The sequence below is a fragment of the Streptomyces sp. CA-179760 genome (genome assembly GCF_050937045.1).
Taxonomy (GTDB): Bacteria; Actinomycetota; Actinomycetes; order Streptomycetales; family Streptomycetaceae; genus Streptomyces.
Genome location: NZ_JBNJLZ010000001.1, coordinates 6968602 through 6980955, shown reverse-complemented (window position 1 = coordinate 6980955; position 12354 = coordinate 6968602). Strand labels below are relative to the sequence as shown.

9 protein-coding genes and 1 pseudogene are annotated in these 12354 nt (G+C 73.9%); 6 read left to right on the top strand and 4 right to left on the bottom strand.

Translation table 11 applies throughout. The features are described from left to right. The first annotated feature begins 75 nt into the window (after window positions 1–75). Window positions 76–645, top strand: coding sequence for an NADAR family protein (locus ACQEV8_RS31915; RefSeq protein WP_432967059.1), 570 nt, complete (start codon window positions 76–78; stop codon window positions 643–645). Window positions 646–725: 80 nt separating this feature from the next. Here the strand turns inward: ACQEV8_RS31915 and ACQEV8_RS31910 are convergent, their stop codons facing one another. Together ACQEV8_RS31910 and ACQEV8_RS31905 are read right to left on the bottom strand one after the other, a co-directional pair. Continuing rightward, the gene (locus tag ACQEV8_RS31910; RefSeq protein WP_432967057.1) at window positions 726–1199 is read right to left on the bottom strand and encodes a DUF4190 domain-containing protein; all 474 of its coding nucleotides are present in this window, start codon (window positions 1197–1199) and stop codon (window positions 726–728) included. A 68-nt stretch (window positions 1200–1267) separates the two neighbouring features. Further along, window positions 1268–1927 (bottom strand): DUF4190 domain-containing protein, encoded by a 660-nt coding sequence (locus tag ACQEV8_RS31905; RefSeq protein WP_432967055.1) that lies wholly within the window; start codon window positions 1925–1927, stop codon window positions 1268–1270. Window positions 1928–2169: 242 nt separating this feature from the next. Between ACQEV8_RS31905 and ACQEV8_RS31900 the strand changes: the two genes are divergently transcribed. Both ACQEV8_RS31900 and ACQEV8_RS31895 read left to right on the top strand, forming a co-directional pair. Further along, complete coding sequence (locus ACQEV8_RS31900) at window positions 2170–3231, top strand: adenosine deaminase (RefSeq protein ID WP_432967053.1); 1062 nt, start codon at window positions 2170–2172, stop codon at window positions 3229–3231. Further along, on the top strand, window positions 3228–3953 hold the full coding sequence (locus ACQEV8_RS31895; protein WP_432967051.1) for a glycerophosphodiester phosphodiesterase: 726 nt from the start codon (window positions 3228–3230) through the stop codon (window positions 3951–3953). The genes ACQEV8_RS31900 and ACQEV8_RS31895 overlap by 4 nt, the downstream gene beginning before the upstream one ends. On the opposite strand, the pseudogene ACQEV8_RS31890 reads toward ACQEV8_RS31895, so the two are convergent. Together ACQEV8_RS31890 and ACQEV8_RS31885 are read right to left on the bottom strand one after the other, a co-directional pair. Further along, window positions 3898–5537 (bottom strand): annotated as a pseudogene (locus ACQEV8_RS31890) (RNA polymerase sigma factor). The gene ACQEV8_RS31895 and the pseudogene ACQEV8_RS31890 sit on opposite strands and share 56 nt — an antisense overlap. A 139-nt stretch (window positions 5538–5676) precedes the next feature. After that, window positions 5677–8481 (bottom strand): AAA family ATPase, encoded by a 2805-nt coding sequence (locus tag ACQEV8_RS31885; protein WP_432967049.1) that lies wholly within the window; start codon window positions 8479–8481, stop codon window positions 5677–5679. Window positions 8482–8850: 369 nt separating this feature from the next. On the opposite strand from ACQEV8_RS31885, the gene ACQEV8_RS31880 reads away from it, so the two are divergent. The 3 genes from ACQEV8_RS31880 to ACQEV8_RS31870 all read left to right on the top strand — a co-directional run bounded on the left by ACQEV8_RS31880 (window position 8851) and on the right by ACQEV8_RS31870 (window position 12351). After that, a complete protein-coding gene (locus tag ACQEV8_RS31880) occupies window positions 8851–9519 on the top strand; it encodes a helix-turn-helix transcriptional regulator (protein ID WP_432967047.1) in 669 nt (222 codons plus the stop codon). Between the two features lie 145 nt (window positions 9520–9664). Next, window positions 9665–10357 (top strand): DUF4255 domain-containing protein, encoded by a 693-nt coding sequence (locus ACQEV8_RS31875; RefSeq protein ID WP_432967045.1) that lies wholly within the window; start codon window positions 9665–9667, stop codon window positions 10355–10357. Continuing rightward, window positions 10354–12351 carry an ATP-binding protein gene (locus tag ACQEV8_RS31870; RefSeq protein WP_432967043.1) on the top strand — a complete coding sequence of 666 codons (1998 nt, stop codon included), beginning with the start codon at window positions 10354–10356 and terminating at the stop codon, window positions 12349–12351. Before ACQEV8_RS31875 ends, ACQEV8_RS31870 begins: the two co-directional genes overlap by 4 nt. Window positions 12352–12354 lie beyond the last annotated feature (3 nt).

Here is a 12354-nt window from a genome sequence, read left to right as displayed (position 1 = left end):
ATCTGTCGACCAGGTGTCGAGTTCGCCGCGAAAAGGCAGGACGGTGTGTCAGTGGTGCGTGCCAGACTCGCGTGCATGGAGAAGATCACGGGGGCGGTCGATTCCCGGGAGGCCCTGATCAGGGCGTCCCGGGATGGGGCGAGGATCAAGTATCTGCACTTCTGGGGGCACCGGCCGCGGCCGGACGGCCGGATCGGACCGAGCTGTCTGAGCCAGTGGTGGCCGGCGCCGTTCACGGTGGCCGGCGTGGAGTACGCGACGGCCGAGCACTGGATGATGGCGGGCAAGGCCCGGCTGTTCGAGGACGCGGCGGCGGAGCGGGCCGTGCTGGCCGCCGCGCATCCCGCCGAGGCGAAGAAGGCCGGGCGGCTGGTGCGCGGTTTCGACGAGGCGATATGGGAGCGGGAGCGGTTCCGGATCGTCGTGGACGGCAGCGTCCACAAGTTCGCCGAGCATCCGAGGCTGCGGGAGTTCCTGCTGAGCACCGGCGAGAGAGTGCTGGTCGAGGCCAGCCCCGTGGACCGGGTGTGGGGCATCGGGCTGGCCGCGGACGACGAGGCGGCTGCTGATCCGGAGCGGTGGCGGGGGCCGAACCTGCTGGGATTCGCGCTGATGGCGGCGCGGGAGCGGCTGCGCGGGGTCTGAGCGAGGTCCTCACAGAGGACCTCGGTGAGGGCATGAGCGAGGGGCCGGTCCATGGGACCGGCCCCCTGTGAGCGGCGGTTTCAGCTGGCCGCGCCGAGCCCGCCCATGATGCTGGCGAAGAGCAGGAAACCCAGCAGCGGCAGGATCACGGTCGCGATGATGCCGCAGACCAGGCCGGCGGTCGCCGCACCCTTGTTGGTGGCCTCACCGCGGGTGGCCCTGCCGCGGCCGATGGCGCCGAAGATGATCGCGAGAATGCCCAGGATCACGCCGAAGAACCACATGATGAAGGTCACGCTGCACACCACGCCGATGATGCCCAGCACCAGTCCGGTGGTTCCCATGCCGTTGCTCGGCTGCGCGGGCATACCGTAGCCGGGCGCCTGCGGGTAGCCGACGGGCGGCGCGGCCGGGTAACCGGGGCTGCCCTGGGGGTAGCCGTAGCCCGGGCCGGACTGCTGCGGATAGCCGTAGCCGGGGGCCGGCTGCTGCGGGGGCTGCGGAGGCTGGGACGGCGGACCGAACCCACCGGGTGTGGGGTTGGTGTTGGACATGGACGATCTCCCCTCGTTGTCAGACCAAGGCATCGTAGTGGCCAAGTCCGCCGAGGAGGACGGGTGTTTCAGTGGTGGGACGGGGCGGTGGCCACGGGGCCGCGGGCGCCGTAGTACGGGTCGTCGTCGGACGAGGTGTCGCTGTTGATCGCGGCCGTGATGCCGACGGCGATCAGGACGATCACGGTGATGCCGAGGATGATCCCGATGATGCCCATGATCAGACCCGCCTGGGCCTGGCCGTGGTTGGTCGCGACTCCGGCCTCGGCGCGCTTGCGGCCCTTGAGTCCGAAGACCACGGCGAGGATGCCGGTGACGAGGGAGACGATGCCGTAGAGGCAGAACAGCGTGCAGGAGACGATGCCGAGCACCATCGCCGCTATGCCCATGCCGTTCTGGGGGGCCGGGGGCATGCCGGGCCAGCCGTAGCCGGCCTGGGGGTAGCCGGGGCCCCCCTGGGGGTAGCCGGGGCCCGCCTGGGGGTAGCCGGGGTAGCCGTAGCCGCCGGGGGCGGTGGGGGCGGCGGGCGGTGGAGGTACGGCGCCCGTGCCGGAGGTGTCGAACTGTGGCGTGCCGGTGGGCGGGGTGAAGCCCGGCATCGAGGTGACCGTGGCCTGGTCGTGTACGGACGGCGGCTGTGGCGTCTGGTTCTTGTCGAGAGAGGTCTTGCTCTCCGGCGGCGCCCACGGGTCGTGGCTGCTGCCGTCGGGTTGCGTCGCGTCCGTCATCCTGTATCCCCCCGGGATCGTTCGTGCCGTCATGCTACGGGGCGGTGCGGTGCGTGCCGTCGTGCGGGTGCGTGGGGGGTTGCTCTCGCCCACGCGGCGGAGCCGCACATCGATACAGCCCCGCGCCCCTGAGAAGAAAGGGCGCCGCACCCACCGCATACGATGCATCCGAGTCATCGATCAGCCGATCACCCGCGCCCGCCCCCCTCGTGCGGCAAGGGCGCCGTTCCGGGGAGGAACCCTTGGCCCAGCATCTTGTCGACCCCCACGCCCCGCGCGACCTGACCGCGTTCATCGCGGAACTGCCCAAGGCCGAACTGCATGTGCACCACGTGGGCTCCGCCTCCCCCCGGATCGTGTCCGAGCTGGCCGCCCGGCACCCCGACTCCAAGGTGCCCACCGACCCCGCCGCCCTGGTCGACTACTTCACCTTCACCGACTTCGCCCATTTCATCGAGGTGTATCTGTCGGTCGTCGATCTGATCCGCACTCCGGAGGACGTCCGGCTGCTCACCTACGAGGTGGCGCGTGACCTGGCACGGCAGCAGGTGCGGTACGCCGAGCTGACCATCACGCCGTTCTCCTCCACCCGGCGCGGCATCGACGAGCGTGCCTTCATGGAGGCGATCGAGGACGCCCGCAAGGCCGCCGAGGCCGAGTTCGGGACGATCCTGCGCTGGTGCTTCGACATACCGGGCGAGGCCGGTCTGGAGGCCGCCGAGGAGACGACCCGGCTCGCCACCGACGACCGGCTGCGCCCGGAGGGCCTGGTCTCCTTCGGCCTGGGCGGGCCCGAAGTCGGCGTGCCGCGTCCGCAGTTCAAGCCCTACTTCGACCGGGCGATCGCGGCCGGGCTGCGCTCCGTACCGCACGCGGGCGAGACCACCGGCCCGGAGACGGTGTGGGACGCCCTCACGGAGCTGCGGGCCGAGCGCATCGGCCACGGCACCAGTTCCGCGCAGGACCCGAAGCTCCTCGCGCATCTCGCCGAGCACCGGATCGCGCTGGAGGTGTGCCCGACCTCCAACATCGCCACGCGCGCGGTCCGCACCCTCGACGAGCACCCGATCAAGGAGTTCGTCGAGGCCGGAGTCGTCGTCACGATCAACTCCGACGACCCGCCGATGTTCGGCACCGACCTCGACAACGAGTACGCGGTGGCCGCCCGGCTGCTCGGCCTCGACGAGCGGGGCCTGGCCGAGCTGGCGAAGAACGCCGTGGACGTGTCCTTCCTGGACGCGGCGGGCCAGGCCCGGATCAAGGGCGAGATCGACACGTACACCGCGGGGTGGCTCGACCGGTGACGCCTGTTCCCCTCGCCGTCGGCCACCGCGGCGACCCCTACCGCCACCGCGAGAACACCGTCGCCTCGCTGCGTTCCGCACTGCGACGGGGCGCGGACGCGGTGGAGATCGACGTACGCCTCACCCGGGACGGCGTGCCGGTCCTGCTGCACGACGACACGCTGAAGCGGCTGTGGGAGCAGGAGCGGCCGGTGCGCGCGCTGTCCTTTGAGGAGGTGCGCGGGCTGACCGGCGGCGGGGTGCCGTCGCTGACGGAGGCGCTGGCCGCGACCGACGGGCACCGGGTGATGATCGACCTGCCCGGCTCGCCCGGCGTGCGGGCGGTGCGCCGCATCATGGACGCCGTACGGGACGCCGGGGCGGCGGGCCGTGTGTACTACTGCGCGGGCGCCGACGCCATGCTCGCCGTGCGCGCGGCGGACCCGGAAGCGGAGATCGCCCTCACCTGGACGACCCTGGCCCCGCCCCGGCCGGTCCTGCTGAAGGCGATCCGCCCGCGCTGGCTCAACTACCGGTTCTCCCTGGTGGACCGGCCCCTCGCCGAGCGGGTGCACCGCGAGGGGTATCTGGTGTCCGTGTGGACGCCCGACACCCGCCGCTCCATGCGACGGCTCCTGGACGCCGGGGTTGACTCGATCACGACCAACCGCGTCGACGTGCTGTGCGCTACACGCGCGAGCGCTGCGGCACCGCCGCCGGATCGGCCGGGGCCGAGCGGGTGACGTACTGCGGCACCGGCGCGCTGTCCGTGCCGGTGTCGCGGACGAGGCCGTAGCGCAGGGCGCCCTGGGCGGGACCGGCGTTGATGTCCTCCTCCACGGCCTGCCGGTTCGAGGGGAAGACGATCAGGCCGTAGTCGCAGCCCCGTTCGTTCTGGGTGAGGGTGACGGTGCCGTCGACATAGAAGTACTCGTTCTGCCACATCTGCTGGGTGCCGGGCGGCAGTTCGGCGTGGCCGATGGCGGGCCCGCCCATGCCGGTGGCGTAGCCGTTCGGGGCGCCGGGCAGCGGGTCGTCCATCCGGCGCCAGCCGCCGGACGCCACGTGGAAGAGCTTGCCCTTCAGGCCGGTCCAGGAGGGCATGACCAGCGCGCCGGGCCGGGACTTGGGCGAGATCTGCCAGCGGACCAGGACGTAGCCCCGGCCGCTCAGCGTCACGCTGTCGCCCCGGTGCTGCATGACGGCCTTCGGGCCTCCGGTGCTGGTGATGCCGGGCTCGGGGCGGCGCGGCAGGGCGGCGGGCCGGGCGTTCGGGTCGGGGGCGCGGTCGACGGCGTCGACGACCGTGCCGTAGAGGTCGGCCTTCTTCGTCGGCGAGGGCTTCGGGGCGGGCGGGGCGGAGGACGGCGGGGGCCGGACGTGGTGGCCGTCGCCGTGGGGGTGGCCGCGGCCCGGGGCGGCGGGGCGTCCGGCGGCTGGGTGACGACGTAGGCGCCGCCCGCCACGATGGTCGCGCCGGCGGTCATCGCGACGGCCGGCTTGGTGAGGGCGCCGAGCAGCTTGGCGGACCAGCCGACCGAGCCGGCCGAGCCGACCGCCACGGCCGTCTTGCCGCCGAAGGCGAGCGACAGGGTGAACCCGACGGGCAGCGGGACGAGCGCGATGCCGACCAGGAGGCGTTCCGCCGGTACGACGGACTCGCGGGTGCCGCCGCAGTAGCCGCAGCCGCGGATGTGCCGGGCCAGCCGTTTGCGCCACACCGAGTCCGGCCGGCCGTTCCAGCGGCCGGTCAGCTCGCGCAGGTCGGCGCAGGCGCCGTCCAGGGCGCGGACGATGCCGCGCGAGGTCTCCAGGCGCTCCTTCATCCGCTGGACGCGCACGGCGGCGTGCTGGCGGGTGATGCCGACGGCGGCGGCCAGTTCGCGCCGGGTCAGTTCGCCCGCGACCTCCAGCCACCACAGCGACAGCAGGTGACGGTCCTCGTCGTCGAGCCAGCGCGCCGCCTCGGCGACCTCGCGCCGCTGGCCCTCCAACTGGAGCCGCAGCACGGTCAGTTCGGCGAAGTCGGAGGACTCCGTCTCCTCCAGCCGGCCCGGGGTCCTGCGGCGCGCGCGGTCCCGTATCTGCCGCATGGCGATCGCCACCAGCCAGGACCGGAAGCTGTCCGGGTCGCGCAGTGAGCCGAGGTTACCGACCGCGCGGAGCATGGTCTCCTGGACGACGTCGTCGACGTCGGCGTGGCCGTTCAGGGCCCGGCCCACGATGTTGTAGACCAGCGGCAGCCAGCCCGCGACCAGCTCGTCCAGCGCCCGCCGGTCGCCGTCCTGCGCCGCCGTGACGGTGGCGTGCCAGTGCTGACTGTCCACGATGGCCTCTCGACGCCTGGAGTCAAAGATGTCCGGATCACTGATGTTCCGCACGCACACTCTTCTGCGGCCCGGGGTACTTCGCCATGTCGGGGATCACACGGTGGAGACGACGTGGAGGAACGGCGATAACACTTTTTCAGTTCTCGCTCAGTGCCTGCCCCAGCTCCCCCCTCCGCCGTATGCCCAGCTTCTTGTACGTGCTGGTCAGATGGGTCTCCACGGTGCGCCGGGCGAGGTGGAGGAGGCCGGCGATCTCGGCGTTCGTACTGCCTCCGGCCGCCAGCCGGGCGATGCGCAGCTCGCTTCCGGTGAGGGCGCCTGAGCCGGTGCGGGCGGTGGCGGCGCGGCGGGCCCCGCCCTCGCGCAGGGCCTCCTCCGCCAGGGTCCGCAGCCGCACCGCGCCCAGGCGTTCGGCGTGTTCCGCGGCGGTCCGCAGACACTCCCGGGCGCGGGCGCGTTCGCCGGCGGCGGTCAGCTGCCGGCCCTGTGCGAGGAGCGCGGCCACCAGCTCTCCCTCCGTGGCGGCCGACGCGTGCGCGAGGAGGGCTACGGCCTCCTCGGCCAGGGTGAGGCCCCGGCGGCCGCCGGTGACCGTGCCGAGCACCCTGAGGGCGCGGCCGACGGTGCGGGGTGTGCCCCACACCCGGGCCAGGCGCAGTTCCTCCTCGGCCAGTGCGAGCGCGTCCTGGGGGCTGCCGAGGGCGAGGCGGCATTCTGCGGCGGCGGAGCGCCACGGGGTGACGACCGGGCTGATCACGTCGCGGGCGCTCTGGCGGCGGCCGCACTCCAGGAAGTCGTGCAGGGCCCCGGCCGTGTCGCCCGCGTCGGCGCGCTGCACGCCCCGCGCGTACAGGAAGCGGTTGAGCTCCCAGCTGTCGGGCGCCTCGCGCAGGTCGAAGCCGTCCGCGAGCCGCCGGGCCTCGGCGGTGCGGCCGGTCTCCACGAGTGCGATCAGAGTGGTGGCGTGCACGTTGGAGGGGCACTGGCCGTGAGTGGGGGGTTCAGCCGGCAGCAGCGTGTACTGGCCGCGCGCCGCGGCGATGTCGGCCCGCGTGTTGAGCAGCGCCGCGTGCATGGGGTGCAGCAGGTCGGGGCGCTGTCCGGCCAGGCCGCGGTCCACGAGGCGGTCGGCCTCGTCGAGTTCGTCGGCCCACTGGGCGACGGCCGCGGACGTGCCCAGCAGGAAGGGTTCCGTCAGCGGATGGGCCGGCTCGGCGAGCAGCGTGCGCACCTGCCGCATCGCGTCGCCCGCCGAGGCCAGTGCGGCGCTGGCCGCGTACCGGACGAGCAGCGCCCGGGTCGCCGGGCCCACGAGTTCCGGTGAGCGCTCGGCGGTCTCGGAGAGCCGGCGGTACACCTCGCTGCGGACCGTCTGGTCCTGGTCGGAGAGCAGGGCGGACGCGGTCTGGAGGGCGTTTCCCAGGTCGGGGTGTCCGGTGAGCTGGCCGTCCACCGTGCGCAGGACCTCCACGGCGGCGCGGGTCCGGCCGCGTCCCGCCAGCGCGGTGCCGAGGGCCACGGCGGCCCGTACCCGGTCCTGCGGTGTGCCGTTGAGTCCCAGCGCCTCGGTGAGCCGGGGGATGCCGGCCGAGGAGTCCCGGCCCGCGCACTCCAGGGAGCCCAGCTCGGTCAGCACTCGCTGCCGGTGGTCGTCGGGCAGCGGCTCCTTGAGGGCTCTGCGCAGGAACGCGACGGCGTCGTCGGAGCGGCCGTCGCGCAGCGCGAGGGAGGCGGCGTCCCGCAGTACGGCCGGTGCCCAGCCGGCGCCCACGGGGCCGGAGCGCAGCAGGTGCCGTGCCACCGCCGCGGTGGGGGCGCCGCGCTGCAGCAGCGCCTCGGCGGCGGTCCGGTGCACCGCGTGCCGCCGGGCCGCGGGGACATCCGTGAGTACGGCGTCCCTCAGCAGCGGATGGGCGTAGCGAGGCAGGCCGTCCGGGCCGGGGCGCAGCGGGCCGAGCCCGGTCATCGCGGTGAGCCAGCCCGCCACCCGGGCCGGATCGGCACCGGCGAGCTCCCCGAGCAGACCGGCCGGTGACGCGTCCCCGCCCGCTCCCCCCTCCGCCCGCCCCCATCCCTCCTCCAGCACGGCGAGAGCCCGGGCCACCTCCGCCGTGCCGTTCCCGGCACTGTCCAGCCACCACCGCACGGCGGCCACGTAGGAGCCCTGGTACAGGGCGGCGGAGGACTCGGGAAGGGCGGGGTACGGCAGCGGGACGTCGGTCGCGTACCCGCCGGAGGCGCTGAGGTCGTCGAGGAGGGCCCTCAGCAGCAGGGGGCTGCCCGCGCCGGCCCGGACGCAGCTCTCGACCCATGCCGTGGGGGCGTTCGGGTGCTCCGCGCGCACCAGGCCGGTCGCCGAGTCCGGGGTGAGCGGGGACAGGGTGTGGGTGTCGACGAGGGCGGGAGAGAGGGTGTGGGTGAAGCCCGGGGACGGCGGATCGATGTCGTACTGGCCGCGTTCGGTGACGGCCAGCAGGACCGGCAGAGGTAATCGGTCCACGTGCCGGGCGGCCTCCACCAGCCAGCGGTAGGAGGGGCCGTCGGCGAGGTGGACGTCGTCCACGGCGAGCAGCAGCGGGGACTCGGCGGCGTACGAGCGCAGCGCGTGCCGGAGCAGGGCGGCCTGCTGGCGTTCGTCGCCGGCCGGGTCGGTCCGCTCCGAGCCCGGTACGGGTGCGAGGAGTTGGAGCACGGCGGCGAAGGGCGCGGCCGCCCAGTCCGGGGAGCAGCGGGCGCGCAGCACGCGCATGCCCTGTGCGGCGGCGGCCTCGGCGGCCGCTTCCAGGACGCTGGTCCGGCCGGTGCCGGTGGCTCCGCGCAGCAGCACGAGGCCGCCCGTCCCGGACCGGGCGCGTGCGATGCCGGCCGCCAGCAGGGCGGCGGCCTCCCGGTGTTCGGCCGGCTGCGCACGCCGTAACTGCTCGGACTGAGGATCGGGCATTCCTGCCTCCCTGGTCGGACGTGGCGTCTTTCCCCGTCGAGGACGGCCTGCGCCCGGGGCCGGTGCCGTGACAAGGGCCACGGCGGCGAGTTCCGGCCCCGGTGGAACCGGTCGGGCCGTCACCTCACGGCTGTCGTGCGGCCGCCTGCGTTCTCGTGATCGGCGCGGGGGTCGTTCTCGTGGTCGGCGCGGGGGTCGTTCTCGTGGTCGGCGCGGGGGTCGTTCTCGTGGTCGGCGCGGGGCCGATCTCGTGGTGCGTCTCGTGGTGATCCACGATTGCGACCGGACCGTCCGCCCCAGAAGGGTGAGGAGTGCACATCCGCCACCGGCCCCACCGAGGTGGCGCGTACGCGGACATAGGGGAAACGGTTGCTCAGCACATCGCGGACCACACGCCCCGGCACGGCCGACTCCGCGTCCCGGATACCCGTGGCGGTGTACGCCACGGACCCGATATCGCGCGAGGGAGCGCTCAGCCAGCTGCGCCGGTTCCCGGAGATCGACCTGCGGGAGGAGACCGAGTCGGGCCCCGGCACGGTGGCCCTGCTCATCGACGACGTCCTGGACGACACGGCCCTGACCCGGCTGCGCCGGCTGGTGCGCAGCGAGGGCGCGCGGGCGGTGCTCGTGGTGTCCGCGCTGCGGGAGACGGAGCTGCTCGACGTGATCGAGTGCGGGGTCGGTGCCATCGTGTGGCGCCGCGAGGCCACCGCGACCCGGCTGGTGCAGGCCGTGCTCGCGGCCGCCCGCGGCGACGGCGACCTGCCCGCGGATCTGCTCGGCCGGCTGATCAACCAGGTGGGCACCCTGCATCGCGGCGCCGCCGGCCGTACCGGCGCTCCGGCCTCGGGGATGACACCCCGGGAGGTGGACGTACTGCGGCTGGTGTCCGAGGGACTCGACACCGGTGAGATCGCCAGCAAGCTGTCCTACTCCGAGCGCACCGTCAAGAACGTGATGCACGGGCTGACCACCCGACTGCACCTGCGTAACCGGGCCCACGCCGTGGCCCATGCCCTGCGGGAAGGCTACATCTGACCGAACGGGCATCCGAAGTCGCCCCCACGGGCAGCGCTTTCTGCCCCACGGCCGTCCCCGGCGTCCCTGCGGGCCGGGGCGGGTCGGAGGGCAGGATCGGATACGGCGGCGTACAGCACGGCAGGGCGGGAACGGGAGCACATCGGTGATCCACGAAGTGGACGAGGTTCTCAAGGGCCTGCTCAGCGGCGGCGCACTGGCCGGTTCCGGCATCGACGTGGCCCTCGACGCGCCGACCCGTGACTGGGCCGCCCGCCGCAACGCGCCCACGATCAACGCCTATCTGTACGACATCCGGGAGGACGTCGCCCGCCGTCAGCGGGGGCATGTCCCGATCCACGACGACCGGGACCTCGTCGTCAGGCACCGGCAGCCGCCGCGCTGGTTCCGGCTGTCGTACCTGGTGACGGCGTGGACGAAGCAGCCCCAGGACGAACACCGGCTGCTGTCCGCGGTGCTGGCCACGCTGATCCCGCGCGAGCTGATCGCGCCCTCCGAACTGCCGGGTTCCCTCGGCGCGTTGGGCATGACGATCCCGATGTCCGTGGCCGGCATCCAGACCGAGTCGCGCTCCCTCGCGGAGATCTGGTCCGCCCTCGGCGGCGAACTCAAGCCGTCCCTCGACCTGGTGATCACCGCCCCCTTCCCGGCCTACCCCGAGTACGACGCCGGTCCGCCCGTCACCGAGGGCGTGGCGGTCCGGGTCCGTACCGTGGACGGCACGCCGCCGGGGGCGGAGGAACGCGCGCACAGCGCACGGCAGGTGGCGGCGGCCCAGGAGGCCCGGGAGGCCAGGAGGGCCGCACGAGGGAACCGGGGACTGAACCGCTCGACATGACCACGCAGACGTCCGACACCTCTGCCCTCGCGCTCCTGTCCCGCCTCGCGGAACTGCGGGACCGGGTCGCCCTGCTGGTGGAGCACCGGTCCGCCGACGACCCCACGGCCGGCGATCCGCTGCGTGGCCTGTACCTGTCGGAGGAGGCCGTACGGCATCTGCTGCGCCCGGCCGAGCCGTTGCCGCTCGGCCGGCCCGGGCCCGGCGGGCCGCCCGATGACCGTCTGGCACGCCTCTCCGCCCGGCTCCGCCTGACCGAGCTCGACACCGCGCTGCTCCTCATCGCCCTCGCACCCGACCTGGACCGCGGCTTCGAGCCGCTGTACGGCTACCTCAACGACGACGTCAGCCGTCGGCGGGCCACCGTCGCGCTCGCCCTCGACCTGTGCGGCATCCCCGTCCACCTGCCCGGGGGACGGGCCCGGCTGCATCCCACGGCCCCGCTGTCCGCACTCGGCCTGCTCAGCGTGGAGGAGCCCGACCGACCTCTCCTCAGCCGCGCGTTGCGCGTACCGGACCGTGTCGTGTCCCACCTGCTCGGGGACGACACTCCCGACGTGTCACTCGCCCGGCATCTACAGATCCTGTCCGCGCCGGAGCCGGGTACGGACCTCACCGGCCCGGACGACGAAGCCGCCCGGATCGCCCGTCGGCTGGCCGAGCGACTGGTCTCCGGCCCCCCGCTCGCCGTGTATCTGCGCGAGCGCCGCGAGGGCGACGGGCTGCCCTGTGTCGTCGCCGCCCTGCGTGCCGCGGGCGTCGCGGCCGTGCGTTTCACGGGGCCCGTGGAGCGCGTCCCGGACTTGCTGCGGGAGGCCCGGCTGGGTGCCCGCGCGGTCGTCGTCACGGGCCTGCCGGAGCAACCGGCCGCGCTGTTCCGGGAGTTGGCCGCAGCCGTCGACGTCCCCGTGCTGGTGACCGGGCCACGCCCGTACGACCCCCGGTGGTGCGACCAGGATCCTCTCGTCCTGGAGGCGCCCGCACGGCGCGCGGGTGCGGTGGACGCCTGGTCGGCCGCCCTCGGCGGGGATCCCGGCTTCGACCTGGCCGCCACCGTCGCCCCGTACCACCTGGCCGGGGAGCACATCACGCGTGCCGCCCGCGCGGCCCGGAGCCTCGCCGAGTTCGACGGAACGCCGCTCTCCCCCGCCCATCTGCGCCTCGCCGCCCGGCAGCAGTCCGCCTCAGGCCTGGAGCAGCATGCCCGCCGGATCCGGCCCGACGTGGACTGGCGGGACCTCGTCCTGCCCGACGGGCCCCTGACCCAGCTGCGGGAACTCGCCCTGCGCGCCCGCCACCGCGACCGGGTCCTCGGCGACTGGCGGCTCAGCGCGGGCGGCGGCCGGGGCCGGGGCGTCCTCGGCCTGTTCGCGGGGGAGTCCGGCACCGGCAAGACACTCTCGGCGGAGGTGGTCGCGGCCGACCTCGGACTCGATCTCTACGTCGTCCAGCTGTCGTCCGTCGTCGACAAGTACGTCGGCGAGACCGAGAAGAACCTGGAACGCATCTTCACCGAGGCCGACCGCACGGACGCGGTGCTCCTCTTCGACGAGGCCGACGCCGTCTTCGGCAAGCGGTCCGAGGTGAAGGACGCGCACGACCGGTACGCCAACCTGGAGAGCGCCTATCTGCTCCAGCGGCTGGAGTCCTTCGACGGCATCGCGCTCCTCACCACCAACCTGCGCGCCAACATCGACGAGGCGTTCACCCGGCGCCTGGACCTGATCGTCGACTTCCCGTTCCCGGACGCCGGGCAGCGCGTCGCGTTGTGGCGGCACAGCCTCTCGCACGTACCCGGCGGGGGCGGCATCGAACTGGACGCGGTGGCGAGCGGCTTCGAACTGGCGGGCGGCTCCATCCGCAGCGCGGTGGTGACCGCCGCGTACCTGGCCGCCGGGCGCGGGGGCGAGGTCACGGCGGACGACCTCCTGGAGGGCGCCCGCCGTGAGTACCGCAAGGCCGGCCGCCTGGTGCCGGGGGAAGGCTCCTGGTAGCGG

What these genes read in the sequence shown, in the direction of transcription:
- ACQEV8_RS31915 (WP_432967059.1), top strand. Translation starts at nt 76, where the DNA reads ATGGAGAAGATCACGGGGGCGGTCGATTCCCGGGAGGCCCTGATCAGG.
- ACQEV8_RS31910 (WP_432967057.1), bottom strand. Translation starts at nt 1,199, where the DNA reads ATGTCCAACACCAACCCCACACCCGGTGGGTTCGGTCCGCCGTCCCAG.
- ACQEV8_RS31905 (WP_432967055.1), bottom strand. Translation starts at nt 1,927, where the DNA reads ATGACGGACGCGACGCAACCCGACGGCAGCAGCCACGACCCGTGGGCG.
- ACQEV8_RS31885 (WP_432967049.1), bottom strand. Translation starts at nt 8,481, where the DNA reads ATGCCCGATCCTCAGTCCGAGCAGTTACGGCGTGCGCAGCCGGCCGAA.
- ACQEV8_RS31870 (WP_432967043.1), top strand. Translation starts at nt 10,354, where the DNA reads ATGACCACGCAGACGTCCGACACCTCTGCCCTCGCGCTCCTGTCCCGC.